At 72.6% G+C, this 26,425-nt stretch carries 24 protein-coding genes; 15 read left to right on the top strand and 9 right to left on the bottom strand.

All coding sequences use genetic code 11. The features are described 5' to 3' along the window. Positions 1-21 precede the first annotated feature (21 nt). From BJY14_RS26615 to BJY14_RS26625, 3 genes are all read left to right on the top strand, one after another. Positions 22-357, top strand: a complete 336-nt coding sequence (locus BJY14_RS26615) for a YciI family protein (protein ID WP_179846103.1) — start codon at positions 22-24, stop codon at positions 355-357. After that, the gene (locus tag BJY14_RS26620; RefSeq protein WP_179846104.1) at positions 354-1,565 is read left to right on the top strand and encodes an RNA polymerase sigma factor; all 1,212 of its coding nucleotides are present in this window, start codon (positions 354-356) and stop codon (positions 1,563-1,565) included. The genes BJY14_RS26615 and BJY14_RS26620 overlap by 4 nt, the downstream gene beginning before the upstream one ends. 80 nt (positions 1,566-1,645) lie before the next feature. Further along, entirely contained in the window at positions 1,646-2,371 is a 726-nt protein-coding gene (locus BJY14_RS26625; RefSeq protein ID WP_179846105.1) for a DUF899 family protein, read from the top strand. Positions 2,372-2,693: 322 nt separating this feature from the next. On the opposite strand, the gene BJY14_RS26630 is transcribed toward BJY14_RS26625, so the two are convergent. Then, positions 2,694-3,482, bottom strand: a complete 789-nt coding sequence (locus tag BJY14_RS26630; protein WP_179846106.1) for an enoyl-CoA hydratase/isomerase family protein — start codon at positions 3,480-3,482, stop codon at positions 2,694-2,696. Positions 3,483-3,562: 80 nt separating this feature from the next. Here BJY14_RS26630 and BJY14_RS26635 point away from each other — a divergent pair, with 80 nt between their 5' ends. Both BJY14_RS26635 and BJY14_RS26640 read left to right on the top strand, forming a co-directional pair. Beyond that, the gene (locus BJY14_RS26635; protein ID WP_179846107.1) at positions 3,563-4,423 is read left to right on the top strand and encodes a biotin--[acetyl-CoA-carboxylase] ligase; all 861 of its coding nucleotides are present in this window, start codon (positions 3,563-3,565) and stop codon (positions 4,421-4,423) included. Between the two features lie 123 nt (positions 4,424-4,546). Beyond that, a complete protein-coding gene (locus tag BJY14_RS26640; protein ID WP_179846108.1) occupies positions 4,547-5,554 on the top strand; it encodes an adenylate/guanylate cyclase domain-containing protein in 1,008 nt (335 codons plus the stop codon). A 3-nt stretch (positions 5,555-5,557) separates the two neighbouring features. On the opposite strand, the gene bfr is transcribed toward BJY14_RS26640, so the two are convergent. Further along, positions 5,558-6,055 carry a bacterioferritin gene (bfr, locus tag BJY14_RS26645; RefSeq protein WP_141581003.1) on the bottom strand — a complete coding sequence of 166 codons (498 nt, stop codon included), beginning with the start codon at positions 6,053-6,055 and terminating at the stop codon, positions 5,558-5,560. A 95-nt stretch (positions 6,056-6,150) separates the two neighbouring features. Further along, entirely contained in the window at positions 6,151-6,396 is a 246-nt protein-coding gene (locus BJY14_RS26650; protein ID WP_179846109.1) for a (2Fe-2S)-binding protein, read from the bottom strand. A gap of 237 nt (positions 6,397-6,633) precedes the next feature. Here BJY14_RS26650 and glgX point away from each other — a divergent pair, with 237 nt between their 5' ends. From glgX to BJY14_RS26675, 5 genes are all read left to right on the top strand, one after another. Further along, a complete protein-coding gene (glgX, locus tag BJY14_RS26655; protein ID WP_179846110.1) occupies positions 6,634-8,799 on the top strand; it encodes a glycogen debranching protein GlgX in 2,166 nt (721 codons plus the stop codon). Positions 8,800-8,815: 16 nt separating this feature from the next. Further along, positions 8,816-11,227 (top strand): malto-oligosyltrehalose synthase, encoded by a 2,412-nt coding sequence (treY, locus tag BJY14_RS26660; protein ID WP_246396126.1) that lies wholly within the window; start codon positions 8,816-8,818, stop codon positions 11,225-11,227. After that, complete coding sequence (treZ, locus tag BJY14_RS26665) at positions 11,224-13,065, top strand: malto-oligosyltrehalose trehalohydrolase (protein WP_179846111.1); 1,842 nt, start codon at positions 11,224-11,226, stop codon at positions 13,063-13,065. The genes treY and treZ overlap by 4 nt, the downstream gene beginning before the upstream one ends. A gap of 123 nt (positions 13,066-13,188) precedes the next feature. Continuing rightward, positions 13,189-13,860: a response regulator transcription factor gene (locus tag BJY14_RS26670; RefSeq protein WP_019629095.1), complete on the top strand. Its 672-nt coding sequence runs from the start codon at positions 13,189-13,191 to the stop codon at positions 13,858-13,860. Positions 13,861-13,960: 100 nt separating this feature from the next. Further along, positions 13,961-15,232: an ATP-binding protein gene (locus BJY14_RS26675; RefSeq protein WP_179846112.1), complete on the top strand. Its 1,272-nt coding sequence runs from the start codon at positions 13,961-13,963 to the stop codon at positions 15,230-15,232. Between the two features lie 3 nt (positions 15,233-15,235). Here BJY14_RS26675 and BJY14_RS26680 read toward each other — a convergent pair whose 3' ends face one another. Then, the gene (locus BJY14_RS26680) at positions 15,236-15,826 is read right to left on the bottom strand and encodes a GtrA family protein (RefSeq protein WP_312879413.1); all 591 of its coding nucleotides are present in this window, start codon (positions 15,824-15,826) and stop codon (positions 15,236-15,238) included. A 259-nt stretch (positions 15,827-16,085) separates the two neighbouring features. Between BJY14_RS26680 and BJY14_RS26685 the strand changes: the two genes are divergently transcribed. Further along, positions 16,086-17,243: a 5-(carboxyamino)imidazole ribonucleotide synthase gene (locus tag BJY14_RS26685; RefSeq protein WP_179849650.1), complete on the top strand. Its 1,158-nt coding sequence runs from the start codon at positions 16,086-16,088 to the stop codon at positions 17,241-17,243. Between the two features lie 50 nt (positions 17,244-17,293). Continuing rightward, a complete protein-coding gene (purE, locus tag BJY14_RS26690) occupies positions 17,294-17,761 on the top strand; it encodes a 5-(carboxyamino)imidazole ribonucleotide mutase (protein ID WP_179849651.1) in 468 nt (155 codons plus the stop codon). A 43-nt stretch (positions 17,762-17,804) separates the two neighbouring features. Here purE and BJY14_RS26695 read toward each other — a convergent pair whose 3' ends face one another. After that, positions 17,805-18,224 carry a CoA-binding protein gene (locus BJY14_RS26695; RefSeq protein ID WP_179846114.1) on the bottom strand — a complete coding sequence of 140 codons (420 nt, stop codon included), beginning with the start codon at positions 18,222-18,224 and terminating at the stop codon, positions 17,805-17,807. A gap of 50 nt (positions 18,225-18,274) precedes the next feature. Next, the gene (locus BJY14_RS26700) at positions 18,275-19,609 is read right to left on the bottom strand and encodes a UDP-glucose dehydrogenase family protein (RefSeq protein ID WP_179846115.1); all 1,335 of its coding nucleotides are present in this window, start codon (positions 19,607-19,609) and stop codon (positions 18,275-18,277) included. Positions 19,610-19,723: 114 nt separating this feature from the next. On the opposite strand from BJY14_RS26700, the gene BJY14_RS26705 reads away from it, so the two are divergent. Further along, positions 19,724-20,896 carry an acyl-CoA dehydrogenase family protein gene (locus tag BJY14_RS26705; RefSeq protein ID WP_179846116.1) on the top strand — a complete coding sequence of 391 codons (1,173 nt, stop codon included), beginning with the start codon at positions 19,724-19,726 and terminating at the stop codon, positions 20,894-20,896. 67 nt (positions 20,897-20,963) lie between these two features. On the opposite strand, the gene BJY14_RS26710 is transcribed toward BJY14_RS26705, so the two are convergent. The 3 genes from BJY14_RS26710 to BJY14_RS26720 all read right to left on the bottom strand — a co-directional run bounded on the left by BJY14_RS26710 (position 20,964) and on the right by BJY14_RS26720 (position 24,257). Further along, complete coding sequence (locus BJY14_RS26710) at positions 20,964-21,602, bottom strand: hypothetical protein (protein ID WP_179846117.1); 639 nt, start codon at positions 21,600-21,602, stop codon at positions 20,964-20,966. Positions 21,603-21,716: 114 nt separating this feature from the next. Beyond that, positions 21,717-22,523, bottom strand: a complete 807-nt coding sequence (locus tag BJY14_RS26715; protein ID WP_179846118.1) for a thioesterase family protein — start codon at positions 22,521-22,523, stop codon at positions 21,717-21,719. 66 nt (positions 22,524-22,589) lie between these two features. Continuing rightward, positions 22,590-24,257 carry an LCP family protein gene (locus tag BJY14_RS26720; RefSeq protein ID WP_179846119.1) on the bottom strand — a complete coding sequence of 556 codons (1,668 nt, stop codon included), beginning with the start codon at positions 24,255-24,257 and terminating at the stop codon, positions 22,590-22,592. A gap of 271 nt (positions 24,258-24,528) precedes the next feature. Between BJY14_RS26720 and BJY14_RS26725 the strand changes: the two genes are divergently transcribed. Both BJY14_RS26725 and BJY14_RS26730 read left to right on the top strand, forming a co-directional pair. After that, complete coding sequence (locus BJY14_RS26725; protein ID WP_179846120.1) at positions 24,529-25,581, top strand: glycosyltransferase family 2 protein; 1,053 nt, start codon at positions 24,529-24,531, stop codon at positions 25,579-25,581. 111 nt (positions 25,582-25,692) lie between these two features. Then, positions 25,693-26,418 (top strand): hypothetical protein, encoded by a 726-nt coding sequence (locus BJY14_RS26730; RefSeq protein ID WP_179846121.1) that lies wholly within the window; start codon positions 25,693-25,695, stop codon positions 26,416-26,418. Positions 26,419-26,425: the final 7 nt, after the last annotated feature.

The raw sequence follows: 26,425 nt of genomic DNA on the forward strand, positions 1-26,425 counted from the left end.
GGCGTCGGGCAGAATCCTCCCATGAGGTACGCGCTGCTGATCTGCGACGACGAGTCGGTCTCGCCGAGCAACGAGGAGCTGGCGGCCGATCCCCGGCACCAGGCGTGGCAGGCCGATCTGGACCGGCGCGGCGCGAAGCTCGTCGGCGCGCGGCTGCGGCCGGTGGCGGACGCGACCACGGTCCGGGTCCGCGAGGGGGAGACCCTGGTCGCCGACGGTCCGTTCGCCGAGACCAAGGACTTCGTCGGCGGCCTGTTGATCATCGAGTGCGCGGACCTGGACGAGGCGATCGAGATCGCCGCCGGGCACCCCTACGCGCGCTGGGGCGGCGTCGAGATCCGCCCTCTCTGGGAATGACCGCGCCCGGCGACCGGGTGCGGTCGGCCGTCGAAGCGGCCTACCGGGACGAGTGGGGCCAGGTAGTCGCCACCCTGATCGCGGCCACCGGCGACTGGGACCTGGCCGAGGACTGCGCGCAGGACGCCTTCGCCGCCGCGCTGGCGAGCTGGCCCCGCGACGGCGTCCCGCGCCGCCCGGGAGCCTGGCTCACCACGGCGGCCCGCAACCGCGCGCTCGACCGGCTGCGCCGCGACGCGGCCGGCGCGGCCAAGCTGCGCCTGCTCGCGGCCGGCGGCACCGGCGAGCCCGCCGAGGAGGACATCCCCGACGAACGGCTCAGACTGATCTTCACCTGCTGCCACCCGGCGCTGCCGTTCCCGGCCCGGGTCGCGCTCACCCTGCGCACGCTGGCCGGGCTGAGCACCGGCGAGATCGCCAGGGCGTTCCTGACCGCCGAACCCGCGATGGCGCAGCGCCTGGTCCGCGCGAAGCGCAAGATCCGCGAGGCGGGCATCCCGTACCGGATCCCGGCGGCCGCGCATCTCCCGTGGCGCCTCGCCGCCGTGCTCGCGGTGCTCTACCTGATCTACAACGAGGGCTACGGCGAGGAGGGGCGGCGGGGCCTGGCGGCCGAGGCCGTCCACCTGGCGCGCGTCCTCGTCCGGCTGATGCCGGCCGAACCCGAGCCGCGAGGGCTGCTCGCGCTGATGCTCTTGCACGAGGCCCGCCGTCCCACCCGCACGGACGGCGGCGTCCTCGTCACCCTGGAGGACCAGGACAGGTCCCGGTGGGACCGGGCGCTCATCGCCGAAGGCGTCGAGACGCTCGACCGGGCGGTCGCGATGCGGCGTCCCGGCCCCTACCAGGTGCAGGCCGCCATCGCCGCCTGCCACGCCACGGCGCCCGGCGCGGCGGCCACCGACTGGCCGCAGATCGCGGCGCTGTACGGCGAGCTGGCCCGGCTGGCGCCGTCCCCGGTCGTGGACCTCAACCGCGCCGTGGCGGTCGCGATGGCGGACGGCGCCGCGGCCGGCCTCGCCCTCGTCGACGAGCTCGCGGCGTCCGGGAGGCTCGCCGGGTACCACCTCCTGCCCGCGACCCGCGCCGACCTGCTCCGCCGCGACGGCCGCGCCGCCGAGGCCAGAGCGGCGTACGAGGAGGCGCTGGCGCTCGCGCCCACCGAGCCCGAGCGCCGCTATCTGGCGCGCCGCCTCCGCGAACTCTGAGGAATTCTTCGCCGCGGGTGTCGATCCCGGCGGGCGCCCTTCGTCGGTGGGGCGAAGGTCCACCGAGAGGAAGGGAAGCCATGAACCCCACGACGCCGATGCCCGAGGTGGTCGACCGGGCCGCCTGGCAGGCCGAGCTGGACGCGCTGCGGGAGCGGGAGAAGGCCCACACCCGCGCGGGCGACGCGATCGCGGCGGCGCGGCGGCGGCTGCCGATGGTGGAGGTGGACGCCGCCGCGCCCCTGACCGGCCCGGACGGCCGCGTGACGCTGCTGGACGCCTTCGAGGGCCGCCGCCAGCTGATCGCGTACTACATGATGTGGTCCGCCGGCCGGCCCGCCGCCGAGCAGTGCGACGGCTGCACGTACTTCAACGGCCAGCTCAGGGAGCTGTCCAACCTGCACGCGGCGGGAATCACCTACGCCACCCTCTGCCAGGGCCCCTACGAGGAGAGCGTGCGGTACCGCGACTTCATGGGCTGGGAGATGCCCTGGTACTCCGCCCAGGACTCCGCCGAGACCCTGCTCACCGGCCGCCGGGCCGGCATGTTCCACCTGGTCTTCTACCTGCGGGACGGCGACCGCGTCTTCGAGACCTACTGGACGAACGGCCGCGGTGTCGAGGCCATGGACATCGCTTACTCGCTCATGGACATGTCCGTCTACGGGCGCCAGGAGACCTGGGAGGACTCCCCCGAAGGCTGGCCGCGCGAAGGCTCCGTCGACGGCGGCTTCTTCCGCACGGATGGCCGCCCGACGGCCCAGTGGCGCCGCCTGAAAGCAGGCCACTCCGACACCCTGACCTAGAATCTAAGCCGGGCCGCGGGCAGGCGCGTGGAGCGAGCGCAACGCGCGAAGGCTCGGTCGACGGCGGCTTCTTCCGCACGGATGGCCGCCCGACGGCCCAGTGGCGCCGCCTGCAAGCAGGCCACTCCGACACCCTGACCTAGAGCCTCAGCCGGGGTGCGGGCAGGCACGTGGAGCGAGCGCAGCGAGCGCAACGCGCATGCCCGCCGACGCAGGCGACCGCAGCGACGCCACACAAGCCGCAACAGGCACAACTGACCGCAACGGCGGCGTGAGGATCGCCTGCGTCGCAACGGGGGTTCCAGGGGGTCGCCCCCCTGGGCTAACTCGGCCAGGCGGGCTTGCGCTTCTCGTTGAAGGCGGCGATGCCCTCGCGGCGGTCGGCGGAGAAGGCGGCCGTGCGCCAGGCGTTGTCCTCGAGGTCCAGGGCGGCGTCCAGGGCGGTGCTGCCGCCGAGGCGCATGGCGCGCTTGGCGGCGCGGACGGCGGTGGGGGAGTTGCGGGCGATCGACCCGGCGATGGCGAGGGCCTCCGCGCGGGCGGTGCCCGCGGGGACCCGGCGGTCGGCGAGGCCGTAGGCGAGGGCCTCCTCGACGCCGAGGCGGCGGCCGGTGAAGACCAGGTCGGCGGCCCTGCCGGGGCCGAGGCGGCGCAGGGCGAGCTGGGTTCCGCCGCCGCCGGGCACGAGGCCGACGCTCACCTCGGGGAGGCCGAACACGGCGGACTCGTCCGCGACGATGATGTCGGCGGACAGCGCGAACTCGCAGCCGCCGCCGAGGGCGTAGCCGTGGACGGCCGCGACGACGGGCTGCGGGAGGTTCAGGACGCCGCCGAACGCGGCGCGGAAGACCGGGCGCTGCGCGAGGATCTCCGCGTCGGTCATGGTGCCCCGCTCCTTGAGGTCGGCGCCCACGCAGAACGCCTTCTCCCCGGCGGCGCCGAGGACCACGGCGCGGACCGAGGCGTCGGCGGCGACCTCGGCGCACACGTCGGCGAGGCGGCGGGCCATCGCGGTCGACAGGGCGTTGAGGGCCTCGGGCCGGTCCAGCACGATCTCCGCGACGTGCCCGTCGCGCCGCAGCGTCACGCCATCCAGCGTCGCACCATCCATGGGGGCACCCTAACGAGCGCGGTCGCCGCGGGCGGACGCCGGTCCCAAGATCGAAATCGTCATGGGGTTGGATTGGAGGTGTGAGCGACTCACCGTATGGGGATCTCGACCGGCCGCCGTTGCACGAGGCGGCGCTGCGGAGCGCGCTCGTGCGGGAGGGCGGGCTGTGGAGGGACGTCCGCGTGGTGGAGGAGACCGGGTCCACCAACGCCGATCTGGCCGAGCGGGCGCGGGAGGGCGCGCCGGAGGGGACGGTGCTGGTCACCGAGTTGCAGACGGCGGGCCGGGGGCGGCTCGGGCGGACCTGGACGGCGCCGCCGCGGTCGGGGCTGACGTTCTCGATGCTGCTGCGCCCCAGGGTGCCGGTGGCGCGGCTGGCGTGGGCGTCGCTGCTGACGGGCGTCGCGGTCGCCACCGCCCTCCGGCGGATGACCGCCTGGTCGCAGGAGGGGGAGGGGTTCCTCGGCGGCGGGGGCGACGCCGCGGTGGACGTGCGCCTGAAGTGGCCGAACGACGTGCTGGTCGGGGACCGCAAGCTCGCCGGGATCCTCGCCGAGACGGTCGACGGCGGGCTGGTGGTCGGGGTCGGCCTGAACGTGGGGCTGCACGAGGAGGAGCTGCCGGTGCCGACGGCGACGTCCCTCGCGATCGAGGGCGCGCCGCTCAGTGACCGGGCGCCGCTGCTGCGCGCGATCCTGCGCGAGTTCGGCACCTGGTACCAGGAGTGGACGGCGCTCGACGGTGATCCGGAGAGCAGCGGGCTGCGCACCGCGTACCGGGACCTGTGCGCGACCCTGGGCCGCGAGGTGCGGGTGGAGATGCCCGGCGGCGAGCGGCTGGCGGGGACGGCGCGGGACGTGGACGGGGCGGGGCGGCTCGTGGTGGCCGGACCGGGCGGTGATGTCGCGGTCAGTGCGGGCGATGTGGTGCACGTCCGGTGAACGGGACAGGACGATCCGGCATCCGGCCGCTGAAGTTGATGCTGATCTGCGACGATATGTGCGGGTACCGATTCACGACGCCGCCGCCACGGCCCACGGCGGCCGCGGACTGAGGGGCGGATGATGGCGGCCGGATTGCCGGATCCGAAGGAGATCGAAGAGCTCCTGCTCGGAGGCGAGCTGCGCTACAACCGCGTCCAGGCGGTCCGGCTGTCGGGGGTGTCCCGGGACTTCGCCGGCCGGATCTGGCGGGCGTTCGGCTACCCGTCGATGCCGGACGAGACGATCGCCTACACCGAGGGCGACGTGGCGGCGCTGGACCGGCTCCGCCGGCTCGTCGACGACGGGATCCTGGACGAGGACGGCGTGATCCGCCTGGTCAGGGCGTTCGGCCAGACCATGACGAGGCTCGCCGAGTGGCAGGTCAACCTGCTGCGCAGCATGCTGACGCAGGACCTGACCGAGACGCCGTCCGCGCAGGCGGTGGACACGGTGGTGGACATCGCCGAGAAGCACATCGGCGACTTCGAGCCGCTGGTGCTGCACGCGTGGCGGCGGCAGCTCGCGGCCGCGGGGACGCGGGCGCTGGCCGCGGCGGCGAGCCGGGAGAACGGCGATTCCGCGGGCCGGCCGATGACCACGGTCGGGTTCGCGGACATGGTCTCCTTCACCCAGGTCAGCCGGGAGCTGGAGGAGATCGAGCTGGCCCGCGTGGTGGAGTGGTTCGAGGAGACCGCCGCCGACATCATCGCCTCCTGCGGCGGCCGGCTGGTGAAGACGCTCGGCGACGAGGTGCTGTTCAGCGCGGGGACGCCGGAGATCGGCGCGGAGATCGCGCTGACGGTGGCGGCGGCGATCCAGGACGAGACCGAGGTCCCGGACGTGCGGGTCGGGGTGGCGCACGGGCCCGTCCTGCCGCTGATGGGCGACGTGTTCGGCACGACCGTGAACCTCGCGGCCCGGCTCACCTCGCTCGCCCGGCCGGGCGCGGTGGTGATCGACGCCGAGCTGGCGGCGTGCCTGGAGAAGGCGCCGGGCTACGAGGTCACGCGGATCGTCAAGCGCCCGGTCCGCGGCCTCGGCATCATCCAGCCGTACGTGCTGCGCAGGAGCGGCGGGCGGGCGACGTAGGGCTCAGACGGGGCTCGGGCCGCCCTCGCCGGGCGAGTCGGTGAGGCGCTGCAGGTAGTTCTGCTCGCCGAGGGCCTGGACGAGGCTCAGCTCGGTCTCCAGGTAGTCGATGTGCTCCTCCTCGTCGGCGAGGATGTCCTCGAAGATCCGGGCGGAGGTGACGTCGCCGCGCGAGCGCATGAGCTCGATGCCGGGCCGCAGCCGGGCCACGGCCTCCATCTCGATCTCCAGGTCCGCCTTGAGCTGCTCGACGATGGTCTGCCCGATGCGCAGGGTGCCGAGCTTCTGGTAGTTCGGCAGGCCCTCCAGGAACAGGATCCGGTCGGTGAGCCGCTCCGCGTGCCGCATCTCGTCGAAGGACTCGTCGCGGGTGTGCTTGGCGATACGGGTGAAGCCCCAGTTCTCCTGCATCTTGGAGTGCAGGAAGTACTGGTTGATCGCCGTGAGCTCGGCGGTGAGCTGCTCGTTCAGCAGAGCGATGATGTCGTTGTCGCCTTCCATGGCCCCCATGCTTCCATGCCGGGCCGGATCCGGGACAGTACCTAATCGCACACAGCGCGTTCCCTAATCGGAACGGAACGTAAGGGCGGGTCTGTTCAGGCGGCGGTCGAGGTCGCGGGGTCGTTGCCCCCGAGGAGCGCGTCCGCTCCCCCGAGGAGCGCGTCCGCCATGGCCGTGGAGGCGCGGTACTCGCTGACCATCGTGTGGATGCGCTTGGTGCACAGCCCGCAGCCGGGCTTGAAGCCGCAGGCCGCCTTGACGGCCTTGGCGGTCGTGCAACCGCTCGCCATGCAGCCGTGAACGTCGTCCTCCGTGACGGCGTTGCAGATGCAGACGTACATTCCGGTGGGAGACCTTCCGTGCGACTCGTTGTCTACGCAGCGTGCCCCACCGGTGCCGCTTAGGGCGCCCTCATTAAGGTAAGGCTCCCCTAACGTAACGCACGGATGTCCGTTCTGGCCAGTGGGGTCCCGATCGGTGTGATCCATCCCCCAGGGGGAAGGGGTTCGGGGGTGCGGCCCCCGGTACGCGCGCGGTCGGGCGCGCCCCGGCGCCGCACCCTACGAAGGGCGGAACAATTGGCTCAGGTTTGGCCGGGTGACGCCTACCCCCTGGGGGCCCGGTTCGACGGCGCGGGCACGAACTTCGCCGTCTTCTCCGAGGTGGCGGAGAAGGTGGAGCTGTGCCTGTTCGACGGTCCGGCGGGCGAAGGTGAGGAGACGCGGCTGACGCTGCCGGAGGTCGACGCCTTCGTATGGCACGGCTACCTTCCGGGGGTCATGCCGGGACGCCGGTACGGGTACCGGGTGCACGGGCCCTACGATCCGCCGCGCGGCCTGCGCTGCAACCCCGCGAAGCTGCTGCTCGACCCGTACGCGCAGGCCGTCGAGGGGCAGGTCGACTGGGACGAGGCGTGCTTCGGGTACAACTTCGGCGACCCATGGTCGCGCAACGACGCCGACTCGGCGCGCCACACGATGCGGTCGGTGGTGGTCAGCCCGTACTTCGACTGGGGGGACGACCGCCCGCCCCGCACCCCCTACCACGAGACGGTGATCTACGAGGCGCACGTCAAGGGGCTCACCGCCCGGCATCCGGACATCCCGCCGGCGATGCGCGGCACGTACGCGGCGCTCGGCCACCCCGTGATCACCGATCATCTGCGCTCGATCGGGGTGACGGCGGTCGAGCTGATGCCCGTCCACCAGTTCGTCCACGACGACGCGCTGACGAGCCGCGGGCTGCGCAACTACTGGGGCTACAACACCATCGGCTTCTTCGCGCCGCACAACGAGTACTCCTCGTCCGGGCACCGCGGCGAGCAGGTGCTGGAGTTCAAGGCGATGGTGAAGTCGCTGCACGAGGCCGGGATCGAGGTGATCCTCGACGTCGTCTACAACCACACCGCCGAGGGCAACCACCTCGGGCCGACGCTGTCGTTCCGCGGCATCGACAACGCCTCGTACTACCGGCTCACCGAGGACGACTCCCGCTACTACATGGACACCACGGGCACCGGCAACAGCCTGCTGATGCGCAGCCCCCACGTCCTGCAGCTGATCATGGACTCGCTGCGGTTCTGGGTGACCGAGATGCACGTGGACGGGTTCCGCTTCGACCTCGCCGCGACGCTGGCCCGCGAGCTGCACGCGGTGGACCGGCTCTCGGCGTTCTTCGACCTCGTCCAGCAGGACCCGGTGGTCTCGCAGGTCAAGCTGATCGCCGAGCCGTGGGACGTGGGCGAGGGCGGCTACCAGGTCGGCAACTTCCCGCCGCTGTGGACGGAATGGAACGGCCAGTACCGGGACACGGTCCGCGACTACTGGCGCGGGCAGCCGGGCACGCTGCCCGACTTCGCCTCCCGGCTGACGGGCTCGTCGGACCTGTACGCCGACGACGGCCGCCGCCCCATCGCCTCGATCAACTTCGTGACCTGCCACGACGGTTTCACGCTGCACGACCTCGTCTCCTACGACGGCAAGCACAACGACGCCAACGGGGAGGGGAACCGGGACGGCACCGACGACAACCGGTCGTGGAACTGCGGCCATGAGGGCGCGACGGACGACCTGGACATCATCTCGCTGCGCGAGCGGCAGAAGCGCAACTTCCTGACCACGCTGTTCCTGTCGCAGGGCGTGCCGATGCTGCTGCACGGCGACGAGATCGGCCGGACGCAGGGAGGCAACAACAACGCCTACTGCCAGGACACCGAGCTGTCCTGGGTCGACTGGACGGGCCTGCGCGACGACACGTTCTTCGACGAGCGCGGCCCGCTGCTCGACTTCGTCCGGCGGCTGTCCGCGCTGCGCACCGAGCATCCGGTGTTCCGGCGGCGCCGCTTCTTCAGCGGCGGCGACGAGAGCTCCGTCCGCTCCCGCGCGGGGGCGAGGCCCGAGGACCTGCCCGACCTCGTCTGGTTCACGCCCGGCGGGGCGGAGATGACCGGCCGGGACTGGTCCGCCGGCTTCAACAAGTCGCTGACCGTGTTCCTGAACGGCGACGCGATCGGCGAACCGGACCGGCGCGGGCGGCAGGTCAGGGACGCCTCGTTCCTGCTGCTCGTCAACGCCCACGACGGGGACCTGGCGTTCGCGCTTCCGCCCGTGCTGTACGGGCAGATGTGGATAAAGGTGCTCGACACCGCAGACCCGCTGCTCGCCGAGGAGGAGTCGCCCGTCGTGAAGTCCCGCGAGAACGTGCCGGTCGCCGCCCGTTCCATCCAGGTCATGCGCCGGGTCTGAGAGCAGGGATACGCAGATGGACGACGACACCCGGCCGGCCGCCGGCACGCGGATGGGCGGCGCGCCGGCGGACGGCGGCATGCAGGCCGAGCCCGTCCCAGAGGAACCGCTCCCCGTCGCCGAACCCCCTGAGGAAACCGTGTCCGAGGACCACAGGCCCGAACGGGCGGAGACATCCGAACGCGTGGACAGGGGCGTCCCGGAGGAGGACGCCCTCGCCGCGCCGCCGACCGGCACCTACCGCCTCCAGCTCCGCGGGACGCCCGAGGGGCACTTCGGGTTCGCCGAGGCGGCGGCGCTGGCCCCCTACCTGGCGGCACTCGGCGTGTCGCACGTCTACCTGTCGCCGGTCCTGCAGGCCGCGCCGGGCTCCACGCACGGCTACGACGTCGTCGACCACTCCCGGCTGTCGGAGGAGCTGGGCGGGCCCGAGGCGTTCGGCGCCATGGTGACCCGGTTCCGGGCGCACGGGCTGCGGGTGCTGGTGGACGTCGTCCCGAACCACATGGCGATCCCGGAGCCCGCCGGGCTGAACCTGCCGTTCGCGGACGTCCTGGCGGAGGGGCCGCGGTCGCGGTTCGCCCGGTGGTTCGACATCGACTGGGAGGCGGGCGGCGGGCGGATCGTGCCGCCCGGCGAGGGCGAGCCCAACTACCGGCGCTTCTTCGACATCTCCGGCCTGATCGGGCTGCGGCAGGAGGACGCGGAGGTCTTCGAGCGCACGCATGCGCTGCTGCTGAGCCTGGTCCGGGACGGCCTGGTGGACGGATTGCGCGTCGACCATCCCGACGGGCTCGCCGATCCGCGCGGCTACCTGCGGTGGCTCGCCGAGGCCGCCCCGGACCGCTGGCTGCTCGTCGAGAAGATCACCGAGGGGGAGGAGCGGCTGCCGCCGGACTGGCCGTGCGCGGGCACCACCGGCTACGACGCGCTCGGCATGATCGGCGGACTGTTCCTCGATCCCGCCGGGGAGAAGCCGCTGACCGACTACTACGTGGCGCTCACGGGCAACCCGGCCTCCTTCGAGGAGGTCGAGCGCGACGCCCGGGCGCACGCCGCCTCGCACAGCCTCAGGCCCGAGGTCGAGCGGCTCCAGCGCGTCCTCGAACGGGTCGTGGGCGAGCGCCGTCCGGGCCTGGAGCGGGCGCTGGTCGAACTGCTGGTCGCCATGCCCGTCTACCGCGCCTACGTCGTACCAGGCGAGGACGCCCCGCAGCAGGCCGTGGACGTCGTGAACGAGGCCGCCCGCCGTGCGCGGGCGCATCTGCCAGAGGAGATGCACGGCGACCTCGACATCGTCGTGGATCTGGCCCTCGGACGCGGTGAGCGCACCGACGCCGAGTTCATCGTGCGGTTCCAGCAGACGACGTCCCCGCTCGCCGCCAAGGGCGTGGAGGACACGGCCTTCTACCGGTGGAACCGCATGGCCGTGCTGAACGAGGTCGGCGGTGCGCCAGGGCGGTTCAGCGTCGCCCAGGAGGACTTCCACTCGTTCTGCATCCGGCTCGCCCGCGACTGGCCGTTGACGATGACGACGCTCTCCACGCACGACACCAAGCGTGAAGAGGACGTGCGCGCCTGGCTGGCGGTTCTGTCGGAGCTGCCCACCGAGTGGGCCGAATCCGTGGATCGGTGGCGGAACTGGGGTTCCGGCACATCGCCCCTAGAGCCGGACCTGGAATACCTGTTCTGGCAGACGTTGGTCGGTGCGTGGCCGCTCACCATCGGACGGCTGGAGGAGTTCCTCACCAAGGCGATGCGCGAGGCCAAGACGCGCACTTCCTGGGCCGAACAGGACCCCGCCTACGAGGAGGCCGTCCTGGACTACGCGCGGGGCGTCCTGGCCGACCCGGACCTCGTGACCGACATGACGTCGTTCGTCGCGAAGCTGACCCCGCACGCGCGCGTGAACACGCTCGGGCAGAAGCTCGTCCAGCTGGCGATGCCAGGCGTCCCGGACATCTACCAGGGCTGCGAGATGACGGGCCTGTCGCTGGTCGACCCCGACAACCGGCGGCCGGTCGACTACGGGCGGCGCCGCGAGCACCTGTTCCGGCTCGACACCGGGCGGCAGCCGAAGGAAGTGGACGACGAGAAGCTCCTGCTCACGTCCAGGGCGCTGCGGCTGCGCCGCGCCCATCCGGAGTGGTTCGGTCCAGGCTCCCGGCACGAGCCCGTCGCCGCGCGCGGGCCCGCCGCCGAGCACGTCGTGGGGTTCGCCCGAGGGGAGGCCGTCGCGCTCGCCACCCGGCTCCCCGTGGGCCTGGAGCGCCGCGGCGGCTGGAAGGGGACGCGCGTGGACGTCCGCCGCCAGGGCTGGAGGGACGTCCTGACCGGTTGCACGCACATGGGCCCGATCCTTGACGCCTCGCGCGTGTTCGAGCACCTTCCCGTCGCGCTGCTCGTCCCCCGGGAGATCGATCGGTGAGCGCCCGTTTCGAGGTGTGGGCTCCGGCCGCCGTCCGCGTTGACGTCGAGGCGGGCGGCGCCCGGTACGCCATGGAGGCACGGCCGTCCGGATCGGGGTCTTCTGGATGGTGGGAGGCCGAGGTCGCGGACGCCTCCCACGGGACCGGCTACGGGTTCGTCCTGGACGAGGCCGACGAAGTGCTGCCCGACCCGCGTTCGCCCTGGCAGCCCGAGGGCGTCCACGGTCAGAGCCGCGTCTACGACCACGGACGGTTCGCCTGGACCGACCAGCAGTGGCACGGCCGCCCGCTCGCCGGCAGCGTCCTGTACGAGATGCACGTGGGCACGTTCACGGCCGAGGGCACGTTCGACGCGGCGATCGAGCGTCTCGACCATCTGGCGGCGCTCGGCATAGACGCCGTGGAGCTGCTTCCGGTCGCCTCTTTCCCCGGCCGGCACGGCTGGGGCTACGACGGTGTCCACCTTTGGGCTCCGCACGAGCCCTACGGCGGCCCGGACGGCCTGAAGCGTTTCGTGGACGCCGCCCATTCGCGCGGTCTGGCCGTCGTCCTGGACGTGGTCTACAACCACCTCGGGCCTGACGGGAATCGCCTCGGAAGCTACGGCCCGTACTTCACCAGCGCCCATGCCACCCCCTGGGGCGACGCGGTGAACTTCGACCAGGAAGGCTCGGACGAGGTCCGCGCGTTCGTCGTCCAGAACGCGCTGATGTGGTTGCGCGACTACCACCTCGACGGGCTGCGCCTCGATGCCGTCCATGCCATCACCGACCACGGCGCGGAACACCTCTTGGAAGAGATGGGACGCGCCGTGTCGGCGCTTTCGGCTCACCTTGGCCGGGAACTGTTCCTCATCGCCGAATCGGACCTGAACGACCCGCGCCTGGTGACGTCCAGAGAGGCGGGCGGGTACGGCCTGGACGCCCAGTGGAGCGACGACTTCCACCACGCCCTGCATGCCGCGCTCACCGGTGAGAGGCAGGGCTACTACTGCGACTTCGGCTCCCTGGAAACGCTGAAGAAGGCCTTCACCAAGGCATTCGTGCACGACGGGACCATGTCGACCTACAGGGGGCGGCATCACGGCCGTCCGGTGAATGTCGGGGAGACGCCCGCGCACAGATTCCTGGGTTTCCTGCAGAACCATGACCAGGTGGGCAACCGTGCGGCGGGCGACCGCATCGGTGCCCTTCTGCCGTCTCCCGGTCTGCTCAAAGTCGGCGCGGCCCTGCTCCTGCTCGCGCCATTCACGCCCATGCTCTTCATGGGCGAGGAATGGGGCGCGGCGACTCCGTGGTGCTACTTCACCGACCACCAGGACCCGGAACTGGCGCGCGCGGTCAGCGAGGGACGCCGGCGCGAGTTCTCCCGGCACGGCTGGAGCGGCGAGGTCCCCGATCCACAGGCTGTGGACACGTTCCGGCGATCCGTCCTCGACTGGGCCGAACCGGACCGGCCGCCGCACGCCGACCTGCTCGCATGGCATCGCGACCTGATCGCGCTGCGCCGCTCCCGGCCCGAACTGAACGATCCCCGGCTGACCGCGACGGCGGTCGAGACCCGCGAGGAAACGGGCGACCAGGCGGACGACGTCGCGGCGCGGTGGCTGACCGTGCGGCGCGGCTCGGTGTGCGTGGCGGCGAACCTCGGTGACCGGCCCGTCCTGGTTCCGGTGCCCGGTCAGGGCGAGGCCGCGCCGGGGCTGCTGCTCGCGTCGGATCCGGCGATTCGCCTTGACCCGGTCGGCCTCGGCGATTCCGGAAGGGCTTCGGTGGTGCTGCCGGGCGCCTCGGTCGCGGTCCTCGATCTGGCCGGGCCCCCTGCACTGCGGGGATGATACGGCCTACATCCTGATAGAGCCCGAAATATTGTGTTCGCGGATGTACTACGAGTGGCAAACCGCAGGTCAAGAGCGCGGCGGTAGCCGAGCAAAGGTCAAGATTGGTCATACGATCGGTTCATGACCTCAGTACTGCTCGCCGAGGACGACACGTCCATCTCCGAGCCTCTCGCCCGCGCGCTGCGTCGCGAGGGGTACACCGTCGAAGTCAGTCCCGACGGCCCTCAGGCGCTGGAGCGGGCGCTCGGGGGCGGCGTGGACCTGATCGTCCTCGATCTCGGCCTTCCCGAGCTGGACGGCCTTGAGGTGGCCCGCCGGGTGCGGGCCGAGGGGCATGGCGTGCCCATCCTGATCCTGACCGCCCGTGCCGACGAGGTCGACACCGTCGTCGGGCTGGACGCGGGCGCCGACGACTACGTGACCAAGCCGTTCCGGCTGGCGGAGCTGCTCGCGCGGGTGCGCGCTCTGCTGCGCCGGGGCAGCACCGAGACCCCGATCGTCCAGGGGGTGCGGATCGACGCCGAGTCGCGCCGCGCCTGGATGGGCGACCAGGAGCTGCAGCTCACCACGAAGGAGTTCGACCTGCTGCGCGTCCTCGTGCGGGACGCGGGCAAGGTCGTGACCCGCGAACAGATCATGCGCGAGGTGTGGGACACCAACTGGTGGGGTTCCACCAAGACCCTCGACATGCATATTTCCTGGCTGCGCCGCAAGCTCGGCGACGACGCCGGCAGTCCCCGCTACATCACCACGGTGCGGGGCGTCGGCTTCCGGTTCGAACGCGGCGACTAGCACCGGCCGCCGCGGCCCGGCGGGACGCCGGGGGCCTTCCCGAGAGGCCCCCGGGGCGCGTGCCGCACGGTCCGCGGCCCCACCCTCAGAAGGAGCCCTGATGAGGCGCCGACTGCTCCTGTCGACGCTCGCGGTGGCGGTGGTCGCGCTGCTCCTGCTCGGCATACCCCTCGCCTACGCCGCGCACAAGCTCGTCTACGAGGAGGCCGGCCGGTCGCTCGACCGGGAGGCGTCCTCCATAGCCGGCGGCGTCGGCTACAGCCTGGAGGCGCGCCAGCCGGTGACGCCCGCGGTCCTCGCCCGCGAGTACCCGGGCCGGCACGTCTCGATCACGCTGCCGGACGGCCGGACGCTCGCCGCCGGGCCGCCGCGGCGCGGCCGCGTGCTGTCGGCGACGGCGGTGCACGGCCGGGTCAGGGTGCGGGTGTCGCGCCCGGAGGCGCAGGTCCGCGACGCCGCGCTGCGGCTGCTCCTGCTCGTCGGCAGCCTGGCCCTGCTCGGCGTGGCCGTCACGGTCGGCCTGGCGATGGTGCAGGCCCGCAAGCTGACGCTGCCGCTGGTCGACCTTGCCGAGACCGCCGACCGGCTCGGCAGCGGCAACGCCCGGCCGCGCCCGCGCCGCTACGGCATCCCCGAGGTCGACCGGGTCGCCGAGGTGCTGGATCGCAGCGCCGTGCGCATCACCGACCTGCTGGTCGCCAGCCGCGAGTTCGCGGCCGACGCCAGCCACCAGCTCCGCACCCCGCTGACCGCGCTGTCGATGCGGCTGGAGGAGATGATCGAGGCGGCCGACTATCCCGACGTCGTCCGGGAGGAGGGCGCGGCGGCGGTCGCGCAGGCCGAACGGCTCGTCGCGGTCGTCGAGCAGCTGCTCGCCCGCGCCCGGCACGACCGGACCGGCGGCGCCGTCCCGTCCCCGATCGACGAGATCATCGCCCAGCAGGTCGAGGAGTGGCGGCCGAGCTTCCGCAAGGCGGGCCGCGACGTGCGGATCATCGGCGAGCAGGGCCTCGTCGGCATGACGCACCCCGAGGGCCTCTCCCAGATCGTCGCCACGCTCCTGGAGAACTCCCTGACGCACGGCGCCGGCACCGTGACCATCCACACCAAGCCGGGCGCGAGCTCGGTGGTGGTCGAGGTCGGCGACGAGGGCGAGGGCATCCCGTCGGAGCTGGAGCCCCGCATCTTCGAGCGCAGCGTCTCGGGGGGCCGCGGCACCGGCCTCGGCCTCTACCTGGCCCGCTCCCTGGCGGTGGTGGACGGCGGGCGCCTGGAGCTGATCCAGTCCCGTCCCGCGGTCTTCGGGGTCTTCCTGCGCCAGACCGCCGAGGTCAGGCTGGCCGCCGAACGCGTGGTCATGGGCCCCGCCTGAGGGTCAGAGCTCGGCGTAGTCGCCGGCGGTGCGGTCGAGGGGGCGCAGGGCGCCGGGAGCGCGGCCCGGGGCGCCGGTCGCGCGGGTCGCGCCGGGGCCCTCGGCGGCGGGCCCGTCGGCGGGGGCCTCGGGCAGCCCGGACGCGGGGTCGACGTGCGGGGCGCTCGCCGGCAGGAACACCCACTTCTTGTAGGACCAGAAGCGGAACAGCGTCGCCACCCCGGTGCCGACGATCAGCGCGATGTTGAAGAACACGGCGCCGTCCAGCCCGAGGACGTAGTGCGAGAAGCCGATGAACAGCTCGGTGATCACCAGCCCGACGCCGTTCAGCGCGAAGAACAGCACGTACTCGCGGCCGAGGCCGGTGCGGTCGCGGTGCCGGAACGTCCAGTAGCGGTTGGCCAGGTAGGAGAACGTGGTCGCGATCACGGTGGCGACGCCGTTGGACGTGAGCGGGCCCACCCCCAGTCCGGTGTGCAGGCCGTTGCCGATCGCGAAGGTGATGACGAACGCGATGGCGCCCACGCTGCCGAACTGGGCCAGTTCTCGCACCAGGTGCGCGAACCGCCGGTGGATCTTGGCTACCAGGCTCACGAAGGGAAACCGTCCTTCCGGGCTTGCACTGTGCGGCGCGGCCGGCGGCCGGCGACTGCGGGGGAGGCACCACGAGAATAGACGTCCGCGGCTCCCGGGACGTCCGAACATGAACGTTTCACGCGCACGCCCCGTTCCGTGCCCATTGCCGTGCCCCCCACACACACCCGCGGCCCACCCCCACACGCCTTCGACGCGGACGCCGCGTGATTCGTTCGCCCCGGCGGCCCGATAACCTTTCGACGTGAAGGTTCGTGAGATGCCCGTGGTCGGGATGGCGGGCGGAGGGCAGCTCGCCCGGATGACGCAGCAGGCCGCGATCGCGCTCGGCGTGTCGCTGCGCGTGCTCGCCGGGGCGCCGGACGAGTCGGCCGCCAGAGCCGTCTCGGACGTGCGGGTCGGCAACGACCGCGCCCTCGACGACCTGCTGGCCTTCGCCCAGGGCTGCGACGTGGTGACGTTCGACCACGAGCACGTCCCGGGGCCGCACATCCAGAAGCTGGAGGCCACCGGCGTCCCGTGCCGGCCCGGGTCGGCCGCCCTCGCGCACGCCCAGGACAAGCTCGTCATGCGCGAGCGCCTGAGCGAGCTCGGCGTCCCCTGCCCCGCCTACGCGCCCGTCCCCTCGCCCGAGCCGCGGGCGTTCCTGGAGGCGTTCGGCCGCGAGCACGGCTGGCCGCTGGTCCTGAAGTCCACGCGCGGCGGCTACGACGGCAAGGGCGTCTGGATCGTCGGCGATCCCGAGGAGGCGCGGGTCGCCGACCGGCTGCAGGCCGAGGGCGTCGACCTGATGGTGGAGCAGCACGTCGCCTTCGGCCGCGAGCTGGCCGCGCTCGTCGCGCGCTCCCCGTACGGGCAGGGCGCCGCGTACCCGATCGTGGAGACCGTCCAGGAGGGCGGGATCTGCACCGAGGTGATCTCGCCCGCGCCCGGCCTGGCGAAGGACCTCGCCGCCGAGGCGCAGAGCCTCGCCCTGCGCGTCGCAGACGAGCTGGGCGTCGTCGGCCTCCTCGCCGTCGAGCTCTTCGAGACCGGCGACGGCCTGCTGGTGAACGAGCTGGCCATGCGCCCGCACAACTCCGGGCACTGGACGATCGAGGGCGCCCGGACGTCGCAGTTCGAGCAGCACCTGCGGGCCGTCCTCGACCTGCCGCTCGGCTCCACCGAGCCCACGGCCCCCTACACGGTCATGGCCAACGTCCTCGGCGGCGACGACCCGGACGTCTACCCCCGCTACATCCACGTGATGGCCCACGACCCGGGCGTCAAGGTGCACATGTACGGCAAGGAGTCCCGTCCGGGACGCAAGATCGGCCACGTGACCGCGCTCGGCGCCGACCTCGCCGAGGTCCGCGAGCGCGCCCGGCACGCCGCCGACTACCTGCGCTGGGGCCCGGCCATGAAAGATCATCGGTGAGACAGTTCGAAGTGGAGGCGCGCGTGAACGACCCGGTCGTCGGCGTGGTGATGGGGAGCGACTCGGACTGGCCCGTGATGGAGGGCGCCGCCCGGGCGCTGGAGGAGTTCGGCGTCCCCTACGAGGCCGACGTGGTGTCCGCGCACCGCATGCCGCACGACATGATCGCCTACGGGGAGGACGCGGCCGCCCGCGGCCTCCGCGTGATCATCGCGGGGGCGGGCGGCGCCGCGCACCTGCCGGGCATGCTGGCCTCGGTGACGCCGCTGCCGGTGATCGGCGTGCCCGTCCCGCTGAAGTACCTGGACGGGATGGACTCGCTGCTGTCGATCGTGCAGATGCCCGCGGGCGTCCCCGTCGCGACCGTGGCGGTCGGCGCGGCCCGCAACGCCGGGCTGCTGGCCGTCCGGATCCTGGCCGCCTCCGACGACGGTCTGCGGGCCAAGATGGCCGTGTTCCAGCGGCACCTCTACGGAGAGGCCAAGGCGAAGGGCGCGCGGCTGCGAGAGCGGCTCTGAGGGACGTCCACCGCCGGGGGCGCTCACGGCCCCGCTGAGCCGGTCAGCGCCGCAGGGCCCACTCGACGGCGGGGCAGCGGTCCATGACGACGTCGAGCCCGGCGTCCCTGGCGCGCCGGGCCGCCGCCTCGTCGATCACCTGGAGCGGCAGCCACACCGCCTTCGCGCCCGCCGCGATCGCCTCGTCCACCGCCTGACCGGCGTGCTCGGCGCGGCGGTAGACGCCCACCACGTCCACCTCGGAGGCGTCGGGGACGTCGGCGAGGGAGGCGTACCCCTTCTCGCCCAGCACCTCGCGCGCCTCCGGGTGCACGGGGATGATCCGCTTCCCGCGCTCCTGCATCAGCCGGGCCTGGCTGTGGACCTCCCGCGCCGGGTTGTCCCCGAGGCCGACGAAGGCCCACGTCCTCGACTCGTTCAGCAGGCGGCGGATCACGGCCTGGTCGGCGAAGTCAGCGCTCATGCCCGCTGCAACACCGCCCGCGGGCGCTTTAGTTCCGCCTCAGTTCCGCCTCACGGGCGTCCCAGGGCCCGGTAGTTCCACCCCGCCGCGCGCCACCGCTCGGGGTCGAGCGCGTTGCGCCCGTCCACGATGTTGCGCTCCGCCACGGCCTCGGCGACCACGGCCGGGTTCATGTCCCGGAACTCGGCCCACTCGGTCAGCAGCAGGACGGCGTGCGCGTCCTGCACGGCCGACATCGCCGACTCGCCGTACTCCAGCGTCGGCTGGGCGCGGCGCGCGTTCCGCATGGCCTGCGGGTCGTAGACGGTCACCCTGGCGCCCTGGGCGCGGATGGAGGCGGCCACGTCCAGCGCGGGGGAGTCGCGCACGTCGTCGGAGTTCGGCTTGAACGCGGCGCCGAGGACGCCGACCGTCCGCCCGGCGAAGGAGCCGCCGAGCAGCTGCCGGGCGAGGTCCACCATCCGGATCCGGCGCCGGATGTTGATCTCGTCGACCTCGCGCAGGAAGGTCAGCGCCTGGTCGGCGCCGAGCTCGCCCGCCCGGGCCATGAACGCCCGGATGTCCTTGGGGAGGCAGCCGCCGCCGAACCCGAGGCCCGGGCCGAGGAACTTGCCGCCGATCCGGTCGTCGTAGGACAGCGCCTCCGAGAGCTTCGTCACGTCCGCGTGCGCGGCCTCGCACACCTCCGCCATCGCGTTGATGAACGAGATCTTGGTGGCGAGGAACGCGTTCGCCGACACCTTGACCAGCTCGGCGGTGGGGAAGTCGGCGGTGATGAAGGGGGTCCCCTCGGCGATCATCGTCCGGTAGACCTCGCGGAGCACCTTCTCGGCGTGCTCGGCGGCGCCCTGGTCGGCGGGCAGCCCGGCGACGATCCGGTCGGGGTGCAGGGTGTCCTGGACGGCGAAGCCCTCGCGCAGGAACTCGGGGTTCCAGGCGAGCACCGCGTCCTCGCCCGCCGGCGCCGCCTTGGCAAGCGCCTCGCCGAGCCGCGCGGCCGTCCCGACCGGCACGGTCGACTTGCCGACGACCAGGCAGGGCCGCTCCAGCAGCGGCGCCAGCGCCGCGATCGCGCCGTCGACGTAGGACAGGTCGGCCGCGTACTCCCCGGCCTTCTGCGGGGTCCCCACGCACACGAAGTGGACGTCGCCGAACTCCGCGACCTCCTCGTAGGACGTGGTGAAGCGCAGCCGCCCGGTCTCCAGGCCCCTGCGCAGCACGGGTTCGAGGCCCGGCTCGTACACGGGCAGGTCGCCGGCCGAGAGCCGCGCGATCTTCTCCGCGTCCACGTCGAGGCCCAGCACCTCGAAACCCAGGTCGGCCATGCACGCCGCGTGGGTCGCGCCGAGGTAACCGGTTCCGATGACCGTCAGCCGGTGGGACAAGGCCTGCTCCTCTCCGTTCGCTGTCGCCGACGAGCGGCCCTACTGGACACGTGCCCGCTGCGGGCGGGTACCCGCGTCGGCCGCCACTGCCTACTGGCCGGTAGCATCGGCGGCATGAGTCCTGATTTTCCCACGTACGCGCCGTCGGAGGAGCACGAGCTGTTGCGGCGTTCGGTGCGTGAGCTGGCCGAGGCCAAGATCGCTCCTTTCGCGGCGGAGGTGGACGAGGAGTCGCGGTTCCCGCAGGAGGCGTTGGACGCGCTGGTGTCGGGTGATCTGCATGCGGTGCACGTGCCGGAATCGTACGGGGGTGCGGGGGCCGATGCGCTGGCGACGGTGATCGTGATCGAGGAGGTGGCGCGGGTGTGCGCGTCCTCGTCGTTGATCCCGGCGGTGAACAAGCTGGGGACGGTTCCGGTGCTTCTGGCGGGGTCGGAGGGGTTGAAGGAGCGGTTCCTTCCGGCGGTGGCGCGGGGGGATGCGATGTTCTCGTATGCGTTGTCGGAGGCGGATGCGGGGTCGGACGCGGCGGGGATGCGGACGCGTGCGGTGCGTGATGGGGATCACTGGGTGCTGGACGGCGCGAAGATGTGGATCACCAATGCGGGGGTGTCGCGTTTCTACACGGTGATGGCGGTGACCGAGCCGGGTGCGGGGGCGCGGGGGATCTCGGCGTTCGTGGTGGACTCGCAGGAGGATGCGGGGGTGTCGTTCGGGGCCAAGGAGCGCAAGTTGGGGATCAAGGGGTCGCCGACGCGTCAGGTGGTGCTGGAGGGGGTGCGGGTTCCGGCCGATCGGATGATCGGTGAGCCGGGGACGGGGTTCAGGACGGCGCTGGCGACGTTGGACCATACGCGGATCACGATCGCGGCGCAGGCGCTGGGGATCGCGCAGGGGGCGCTGGATTTCGCGGTGGGGTATGTCAAGCAGCGGCGGCAGTTCGGCAAGGCGGTCGCGGATTTCCAGGGTGTGCAGTTCATGCTGGCCGACATGGCGATGCGGTTGGAGGGGGCGCGGCAGCTGACGTATCACGCGGCGGTGAAGTCCGAGCGGGCAATGGGCGGGGAGCGGGTGCCGGATCTGACGTTCGTGTCGTCGGCGTGCAAGACGCTGGCCTCGGATGTGGCGATGGACGTGACGACCGACGCGGTGCAGTTGCTGGGCGGGTACGGGTACACGCGGGAGTTCCCGGTGGAGCGGATGATGCGCGACGCCAAGATCACCCAGATCTACGAGGGCACCAACCAGATCCAGCGCATGGTCATGGCCCGCCAGCTCCTCAAGTAGCGGGCGGCGGCACGGTCGAGGGGCGGGCCACAGGGCCCGCCCCTCGGATCCGGCGCCGTGCGCCGGCTCAGTCGTGCGAGATGTCGAGGATCATGGCGCCGTTCTTGGCCCGGTGCGGCCGCAGCGTGAGGCCGTTGTAGGTGGTGCTGGAGCGGGGCCAGGCCGAGTCGATCGAGGTGGCCATCATCCCGTTGCGGCCGCGCGAGGAGAGGATCACCCGGCTGCCGTCGATCTTGACGTGCAGCGGGTCGATCCCCAGCTTGCGGTCGAACTTGATGGTCTGACCGTCCCTGATCTCGACCTGGCACTCCGCGTCCTCGCACGCCTTCAGGCCGGTGCCGTCCTTGGCCTCGGACCCGCCCTTCGGCGGCGACTTGGGCGCCGCCGCCTCCGGCTTCGGCGCGGCGTTCGGCTTGGGTGCGGCGCTGTCAGGCTCGGGCGCGGTGTTCGGCTCCTGTGCGGTGTTCGGCTTCGGCTCGGCGTTCGCCGCCGAGTTCGGGTTCGCGTTCGACTCCGGTGCCGGGTCGGACGCCGAGTCCATGGTGAACGGGCCCATGTCGAACGACGGGTTCGTGTCGCCCGGGGCGTTCGCCTGCGGCGGGGCCGGCGGAGGCGCGGTGCGGGCGACGCTCGCGGCGGCGACGCCGCCGAGCGCCACCGAGACGGCGGCGGTCGTGGTGAGCAAGCCGAGAATCCTTGTGGACATCTCTGCACTCCTGACGAGGTGGGAACTCTGCTCTCTGTGCTCTCTGTCGCCCGGGCGCTACCCACCGTAGCAGAACGGTCGCACAGCGTGGCGATCACGCTGGGGCGGGCCGTGTCAGCCGGGCGGGCGCTCGTCCACGAGGAGGGTCTGCAGGACGCGGCCGAGCTCGCCGGAGCGGTCGGCGAGCGTCCCCTGGCAGAGCGCGCTGCCGCCCGGGGCGGCGTCCAGGGACGCGGCCAGGCACAGCCACTCGCCCACGGGGTCGCGGTGCAGCGCGACGGTCACGTCGGTGTTGATGATCAGCCACTCGGCCACGTCGAGCTGGCTGCCGACGCCGGAGGCGCTGTCGGCGAGCGTCAGCGCGCGGACGAGGGGCGTGTCGGCCTCGCCCGCCACCAGCGGGATCCGCGGCCGCGCCCAGACCGTCCCCGGGCCGGGCTCGCCGAAGGCGCCGCGGACGAGCCGCCACTCCATCGCGGACAGGTAGCCGTCCCGGTGCATGCCCGCCCACTCGCCGAACGGCTCCGGCGTCCCGGGCAGGTCCGGCGGCGCGGCGGCGTGCACGACGGGCTCCAGCCGGGACGGGGCCGCCATGATCCGCCAGGCGCTCGCGCGGGCGACCGGCCGCCCCTCGTGCGCGATCTCGCCTTCGAGGAAGGCGACCCTCCGGCCGGGGCGGACCACGCGCACGGCGACCTCCAGCTCCGCCACGGGCACGGGGCTGAGGATCTCGACGGTCACCCGCGCCAGCCGGGTGCCGGGGACGGGGTCGTGCCGCTCGAAGGCCCGCCCGACGAGGGCCGAGAACGGCCCGCCGTGCTGGAGGCCCGGCGACCACGGGCCCGCCGTCGCGGCCGTGGAGGCGAACCGCCCCCCGCCGAGCGCCTCGTAGAACGACTCGGCCGGCACGTCCTCGCCCATGCTGCTTCCTCCCCGCTCACGACTAGAAAAGCATTCTAGAAGGCGGGGAGGGCGGGGGCGTCCGGCTCAGCCGCAGAGCTTCTGGGTGGCCGTGCCGGTCTCGATGGCGGACCCTTCCGAAGGCGACGCGCTCGGCGACTCCTTCACCTCGACCTCCTTCACGCCGGCCCAGTCGGCGCCGTCCCAGTCCGCGCCGACCATCACCTGCACCTGGGAGCCGAGCGAGGCGACCTTCTTGCGCTTGGCGTCGGGGATCGCGGCGGCGAGGGTCTTGGCCGAGTCCTCCCGGCCCGGGCCGTACAGGATCTGTGTCGTCTGCTGCCCGCGCCGCGCCACCCCCGGCGCGACGGTCACCTTGAAGCCGGCCTTGCGGAGCTCGCCGCCCGCCTTGGTGGCCAGGCCGCGGGTGCCGATCGCGTTCAGGACGCGGACGGAGATGTCGTCCGGCGCCACCGTCAATTCGTCCCCGGTCTTCTTCGTCGGCGTGGCGCTCGGCTTCGGGCTCTGCGTCGCGAGCGGCTGGTCGCGGCGGAGCCGGGTGAACAGGTCGTGCGACTTGTGCTGGTCCCACTGGACGGTCGACTGCGGCGACGGCGCGTTCCACAGCACGGTGTCGTAGGCCGGGTTCGACAGCGGCACCTTCGCGAAGGTGAGGTCGTCGGTCGACAGGTTCTTCATCTGGTCGGCGAGCCCCGGCAGGTTGTCGGCCAGCTTCTCGTCGACGCGCAGCGACTTCAGCGAGGCGTTCAGGAACCTGGTGGACTTGACCGGGTCGCCGAGCGTCTTCGTCGACAGCGCCTGTTTCAGCATCGCCGCCATGAACTGCTGCTGCCGGTCGATGCGGCCGAGGTCGCTGCCGCCCGTCAGCGAGTAGCGGGCGCGGGCGAACGCGAGCGCCTTCAGGCCGTCCACGTGCGACTTCCCGGCCGGGAGCTTCAGGCCGCTCTTCTTGTCGTCGACGGCCTGCTCGGTGCACACGTCCACGCCGCCGATCGCGTCCACCATGCGCACGAAGCCGTAGAAGTTCACCTCGACGTAGTGGTCGATCGACACGCCGGTCGCCTGCTTGATCGTGCTGACGGTGAGGTCGGGCCCCCCGAACTGGTAGGCCCAGGTGAGCTTGCCCGGACGGGCCGAGATCCGCGTCCCCTTGGCGCCCTCCGACCCGTTCGACTTGTGCGCCGGGATCGTCACGTAGGAGTCGCGGGGCAGGCTCACGACCGACACGCTGTCGTGATCGCGGGACACGTGCACCAGCAGCATCGTGTCGGAGCGCTCGCCCGCCTCGTGCCCGAGCTTGGCCGCCTTCTGCTGCTCCTTCGTGAGGCCCTCGCGCCGGTCGACGCCCGCCACCAGGATGGTCATGGCCCCCTTGGGCGTGTCCTTGCCCTTGCCGAGCCCCCCGACCGACACCTTGTCGATCATGCCTGTGACGTAGTTCTGGAACGCCCACGCGCCGCCCGAGGTGAGCAGCACGAACGCCGAGGCCGTCCCGGTGAGGGTGAGGAAGCGCTTCTGCCGCCGCGCGCTCGTCGCCGCCCGCGGGCTCAGCCCCCGGCCGGGCCGGCGCGGCCCCCGCGGGCTCTCCACCGGGACGCGCGGCGCGGGCATCCCGTCGATGGTCACGCCCTCGATGTCGCCGTCGTCCTCGGCCGCGTGCGCGCCGGGACGCGGCTTGAAATAGCGCTCCAGGGGGTCGGCGTCGCCGCGACCCGAGTCGTGCCCGTCTGCCATGCCGGCCGCCGCCTCCCGATGATCACGTGCTGACGCGAGTCCACACCACTCTAAAGTGGGGGACACCCGTCCGTTCGCTACCTGGACCTCGTGTCCTTGCAGTAACGTGGCGCCGTCTTGACCACACCCCGGCGGCCCGCACGCAAACCTGGGTGGCGTGGGCTGCGTCAGACAAGCGAGCAAGAGAGAGGAAGGGGCGCCTCCCTCCGGTCCGCCGGACGGGTGCGCCCGCCGAGCCCACATGAATTCGTCTCCCCATGCCCAGCGCGCCATGAACCAGGAAACCCGCTACGCCGTGAAGCCCCTTCCCGACTCCGGTCAGCGCACGTGGCCCGCCGTCTCGGTGGTGATGCCGGTCCTCAACGAGGAGCGCCACCTGACCGACGCCGTGCGCCGCATCCTCAGCCAGGACTACCCGGGCGAGCTGGAGCTCGTGCTCGCCATCGGGCCGTCCCGCGACCGCACCGAGGAGATCGCCCGCAAGCTCGCCGCCGAGGACGCGCGCGTCGTCGTCGTCGCGAACCCGACGGGGCGCACCCCGCAGGGCCTCAACATCGCGATCAAGGCGTCGCAGTACTCGATCATCGTCCGGGTGGACGGGCACTCCCTGCTGCCCGCCGACTACGTGCGCGCCGCCGTCGAGACGATGGAGGAGACCGGCGCCGACAACGTCGGCGGGATCATGGCGGCCGAGGGCGTCACCGCGTTCGAGAAGGCCGTCGCGCGCGCGATGACCTCCAAGCTCGGCGTCGGCAACGCCCGCTTCCACACCGGGGGCGAGGCGGGCGACGTGGAGACGGTCTACCTCGGCACGTTCCGCCGCAGCGCGCTCGACCGCGTCGGCGGCTACGACGAGACGTTCACCCGCGCGCAGGACTGGGAGATGAACCACCGCATCCGGCAGACCGGCGGCCGGATCTACTTCACCCCGCGCATGCGCGTCACCTACCGGCCCCGGCCCAACCTGCGGGCCCTCGCCCGGCAGTACTTCCACACCGGGCGCTGGCGGCGCGTCGTCGGGCGCGAGCACCAGGGCACGCTCAACCTGCGCTACCTCGCGCCGCCGATCGCCGTCGTGGCGATGACGGCGGGCGTGGTCGCGGGGCTGTTCGGGTTCTGGCCCGGCTGGATCCTGCCCGGCGGGTACGCCGCCGCGATGATCGCCGGCGCCGCCGTGGAGGGGCGGGGGCTGCCCTTGGCCGCCTGGATCCGGCTCCCGCTCGTCTTCGCCACCATGCACCTGACCTGGGGCGTCGGCTTCCTGACCAGCCCGCCGCGGCTCGGCCAGCCCGCTCCGATCAAACCCGGCGAATCCGTACAGTAACGGGACAAAAAACTAGGATCACCTCCGAACCGCCATGGTGCGCGGCCCGTCTGACCGTTAGGTTTGGCGGGATTTGGGTGGGATTTCGCCCGCCGCAGTTCGGAGGTGGCCATGTCCAACGGAGCGCGCCACGGCCTCGGCGTGTTGATCGGGCTCGTGGTGACCCCGGTGATCGCGCTGTGCCTGATGTACAGCACGACCAGGTTCACGGAGTACTTCCGGTACTTCTTCACCCGGGGCGGCGAGGACCGCTGGATCGGCGCCGCGGCGGTCGTGGTGGCGGCGGTGCTGGTGGGCCTGGCCGCCGGGTCGCGCGTCTCGCCGCTCGGCTCGCTCGTCCCCGGGGCCGTCTACACGGCGATCGGCCTTCTCTGGCTCGCGTCGCCGCGCTTCGCGATCGAGCACTCCGGACGCGATCTGCTGGGCCACCGGCTCTACCTCGGCTACACGACGCTCGCCCCCTACGGGGTCTTCCTGCTGCTGGGCGTGGCGCTCCTGGTCGCCTCGCTCGCGCCGTCGCGGTGGAAGGCCCGGACGGCCCCCGCGCCCCGGTACGGCGGCCCGCCGCCCGCGCCGATGGGCCCGCCGCCCATGCCCGGCCAGGCGCCCATGGGAGCGCCCCAGCCGCCCCCCGCGCCGGGGCAGAGCCCGTCCTGGCACGGCGCGCCGCAGTACGGGCAGCAGCACGGGCAACAGCCCTCCTCGAACCCGCCTCCGCTGCCGCCGTCCCGGTCCGCCGACGACGGCCGGCCCGAGCCGCCCGCCAGGGGCCGCCCGGACGACGACGAGCCCCCGGGCGAGTGGACGCAGATGTACGGCGGCAACCGCCCGGGCTGACCCCGCC

This window comes from Actinomadura luteofluorescens, from assembly GCF_013409365.1.
GTDB classification, from domain to species: Bacteria; Actinomycetota; Actinomycetes; order Streptosporangiales; family Streptosporangiaceae; genus Spirillospora; species Spirillospora luteofluorescens.